General features: G+C 66.6%; 2 protein-coding genes and 1 pseudogene. 2 read left to right on the top strand and 1 reads right to left on the bottom strand.

The window, feature by feature from the left end:
• The coding region (locus tag AC1DSN_RS20180) for a 3-hydroxyacyl-CoA dehydrogenase NAD-binding domain-containing protein (RefSeq protein WP_477332473.1) at positions 1-1,734 on the bottom strand (1,734 nt) is incomplete at its 3' end.
• A 146-nt stretch (positions 1,735-1,880) separates the two neighbouring features.
• Here AC1DSN_RS20180 and AC1DSN_RS20175 point away from each other — a divergent pair.
• Both AC1DSN_RS20175 and AC1DSN_RS20170 read left to right on the top strand, forming a co-directional pair.
• A complete protein-coding gene (locus AC1DSN_RS20175) occupies positions 1,881-2,363 on the top strand; it encodes a hypothetical protein (RefSeq protein WP_213950155.1) in 483 nt (160 codons plus the stop codon).
• A gap of 8 nt (positions 2,364-2,371) precedes the next feature.
• Positions 2,372-3,419 (top strand): annotated as a pseudogene (locus AC1DSN_RS20170) (hypothetical protein); the annotation flags it as partial.

The following is a 3,419-nucleotide window of genomic DNA, read 5'->3' as shown; positions in this document are numbered from 1 at the left end:
CCATACGTACAGGCCTTCGCCGTCCTTCTTGCCGCGCTTGTTCGCAGCGATTTTTTCTTCCAGGCCGTGCGGAATTTCCAGGCCGAGGAACGGGGCGAGTTCCTTGCCGACCGACGCGCATACGTCGAGGCCGACCGTGTCGGCCAGTTCGATCGGGCCCATCGGCATGCCGAATTTCTTCGCTTCGCGATCGAGCACGGGGCCGGGTACACCTTCGTTGTAAAGGCGCATCGCCTCCATCAGGTACGGCATGAGGATACGGTTGACCAGGAAGCCCGGCGTGCCCTTGACCGGCACCGGCAACTTGCCGATGGCCTTGCAGAACGCGAGTGCACGCTTTTCGATGGCCGGATCCAGCGCATCGTGGCGCACGACCTCCACCAGCGGCATCTGCGCCACGGGATTGAAGAAGTGCAGGCCGAGGAATCGCTGCGGTGCCTTCAGCCCCTTGCGTAGTTCGTCGAGCGGAATCGACGAGGTATTACTGGCAAGGATCTCATCGGCCTGGAATTGCGGCTCGATGATCGCGTACAGCGCGTGCTTGGCTTCCGGATTCTCGAAGATGGCTTCGATGGCGAGGTCGGCATCGGCCACGCCCTTGCCATCGACATCTGCACGCAGGCGGCCCACGGCCGCGTCGACCTTGGCCGGTGCCTTGAGTTTCTTTTCGAACAGCGTGCGTGCGCGGTTGATTGCGGGTTCGATGAAGCGGAGCTCACGATCCTGCAGGGTGACATCGAAGCCCTTGAGGGCGGACCAGGCGGCGATATCGCCACCCATGGTGCCGGCACCGACGACGTGCACGTGCTTGATGCCGTGGTCCGTGCCGCCACCGAGACTCTTCAGGCGTTCCTGCAGGAAGAAGATGCGAATGAGGTTATGCGCGGTCGGCGTGGTGGCCAGTTTCGCTACGGACTTCGCTTCGAGCTTGAGCCGCTGCTGGATGCTGGAGCCTCCGCGCGCCCAGGTATCGATCAGCGCGAACGGGGCCGGGTAATGCTCCTTGCGTACCTTGGCCGCGGTTTGCTTGCGAACCATGGGTGCCAGGATGGCACGCGCCGGAAGGGTGTTGGTCGCCCACGCCTTGGCGCGTTGGGCGAACGGACGCTGGTGCGGCCGTTTGATCAGATGGCGTGCCTCGGCCAGCAGTTCGTCCGCGCGGGCAAGCCGGTCGACCAGGCCGACGGCCTTCGCGCGACGTGCGTTGAAGGGCTTGCCGGTGAGCATCGCGGGGAGGGCATCGGGTGCGCCGATCAGGCGCGGCAGGCGGGCAGTGCCGCCCCAGCCCGGGTGGATGCCGAGCATCACCTCAGGCAGGCCGATCTTCGTTGCCTCGTCGTCCACCGCGATGCGTTGGCGACAGGCGAGGGCGAGTTCCGTGCCACCGCCCATGCAGGCGCCATGGATCGCCGCCACGGTCGGGCAGGACAGGCGGGCGAGGTTCTCGAACACCCGCTGGCCGTTCTCGATGTTGGCCAGGACGGTGCCGGTCTGGGCATATTCGACGAATTCGCGGATATCGGCGCCCACGGCGAAGCCCGAAGGCTTTGCCGAGTGGATGACGACGCCCCGCGGATTCTCGATGGCCAGGCGCTCGACGATCGTGTCGAGTTCATCGAGCACCTCGCGCGACAGGGCGTTGGCGCTCGCACCCTCGCGGTCGAAGGTGAGCACGACGATGCCGTCGTCGCCCACGTTGGTCTTCCAGTGCTTGAATCGGAGTCCTTCGAACATGGCAGGCAGTACGCTGGCGAATGAGCGCATCACCATACCTTCCTGTCGGGCCGAATGCGAGATACCCCGGCGTATGGTGTGCGATCCCTAGCGTACTCCCCCGTATTGGGCCGATACTTCGCGCCACTGCCGCCGATGTGTCGCCCATGCCTGCCGACCCCCATGTAGGAACCGATGTCTTCGACCGCATTCTGTCCGCGTCGGGACCGTTGGTCGCGTTGCAGACCGGCGACACCAACCAGCTGATCGATCAGTTCCGCCTGGTCGCGCGGCGGACGGGGCAGGCTGTGTACCTGTGGCGCCACGCCGAGGGCCTGGCCAGCCTGCGCGACGCGCAGATGCGCGTGCCCGGTTGTACGCGGCTGGGCGATGCCCTGCGTTATATCTCGCAGAGCCTGCATTTCGGCGTGTACCTGCTGGACATGCCGCCCGGGCCGCCGAGCGCCACCGACGGTGCGCTTTTACGGCAACTTGCACGGGCGCAGACGGGTCACGTGCGCCGCGTGGTGCTGATGGGCGCCAGCCCAAGCCTGCTTGCCACGTTCGAGGACGACATCATCCGCGTCGACGCCGACTGGCGTGCCCGCTCCGCCGCGCCGCGCCTGCGTGACGGCCGGTGGATCGTTTGAGCGCGCGCATGTCGACGCCGGAACCCAGTGGCGTACTCATATTTACCCCGCGCCGCGATGTGCGTCGCGCCGTTTTCGACGCCCTCGACGCGGATGGCGATTTCGTTCTGCTGAGCGCTCGCGACGCCGCGCAGCTCGAAGCCCTGCTGGCGGATGCACCACCGCTGCATGTGGCCGTGATCGGTGCGGACGRCACGGCCGACATGGCCCAGGGCCTGCGCATCCTTCGTGGCTCGGCCGCGTACTCGCGGCTGCCCGTGGTCTACGTCGTCGGCGAGGCGCCTGGCGTTGCCCCGGAAGACAGCTCCGACTGGCTTCGTGAGAACGCCATCGCGGCTGAACTCGCCCAACGCGTCCGCGCGGCGATCGGCGCCGAGGCGCCGGTCGTTCCCAGCGAGCCCAGCGGACTGGACTATCGGTTTGCCTTCGAGGCCGGCGCGGCCTGGGTGGTTGCATCGACACCCGACGGCTGCGTGATCGAAAGCGGCACCGCGATGAATCGGCTGATGGCCGGCGATGGCCCCGTGCACGGCCGCCTGCTCACCGACCTGTTCAAGATGGACGGCGGTGCGGTCTGGCCGGTGCCCGATGGCGACAGCATGGCTTGCACGTTGCGCCGGCTCGATGGCAGTGACATCGCCGGCGAGGTCGATGTACGCCATCTGGTCGATCGCGGTGCCCATCGTATTGCGGTTGCATTTCGTGACCTTCGCGCCGTCGAGATGGCGGGAAGGGCCTTGTCCCTCCTGTCGGTGCTGGATGCCTGTCCCAGTGACGATGAGGGCATGGGCGAGGCCGCCGCCATGCTCGCCGACGCGCTCGAACTGGATGTCGTCGCCGTGTGGTCCGCCCTGCCGGAAAGTGAGTTCGGACCGGAGGTGCTTACGCGCATCTGGAACGGTCCGGGCCTGGTCGAATGGCCCGACGCGACCGATTTGCCGCTGCTGAAGATCTGCCTGGGCGGTGAAACGCTTTCGCATCTGGGCGACGGCGGCGACACGTCCGTCGCCGACCCCCTGGTCGAGACGCTGGGCTTGCGCTCCTATGCGTTCCTGC

Source organism: Luteibacter sp. P4_D7_3 (genome assembly GCF_056401735.1).
The sequence above is the reverse complement of the archived record's forward strand: the minus strand, read 5'-3'. Positions and strand labels throughout refer to the sequence as shown.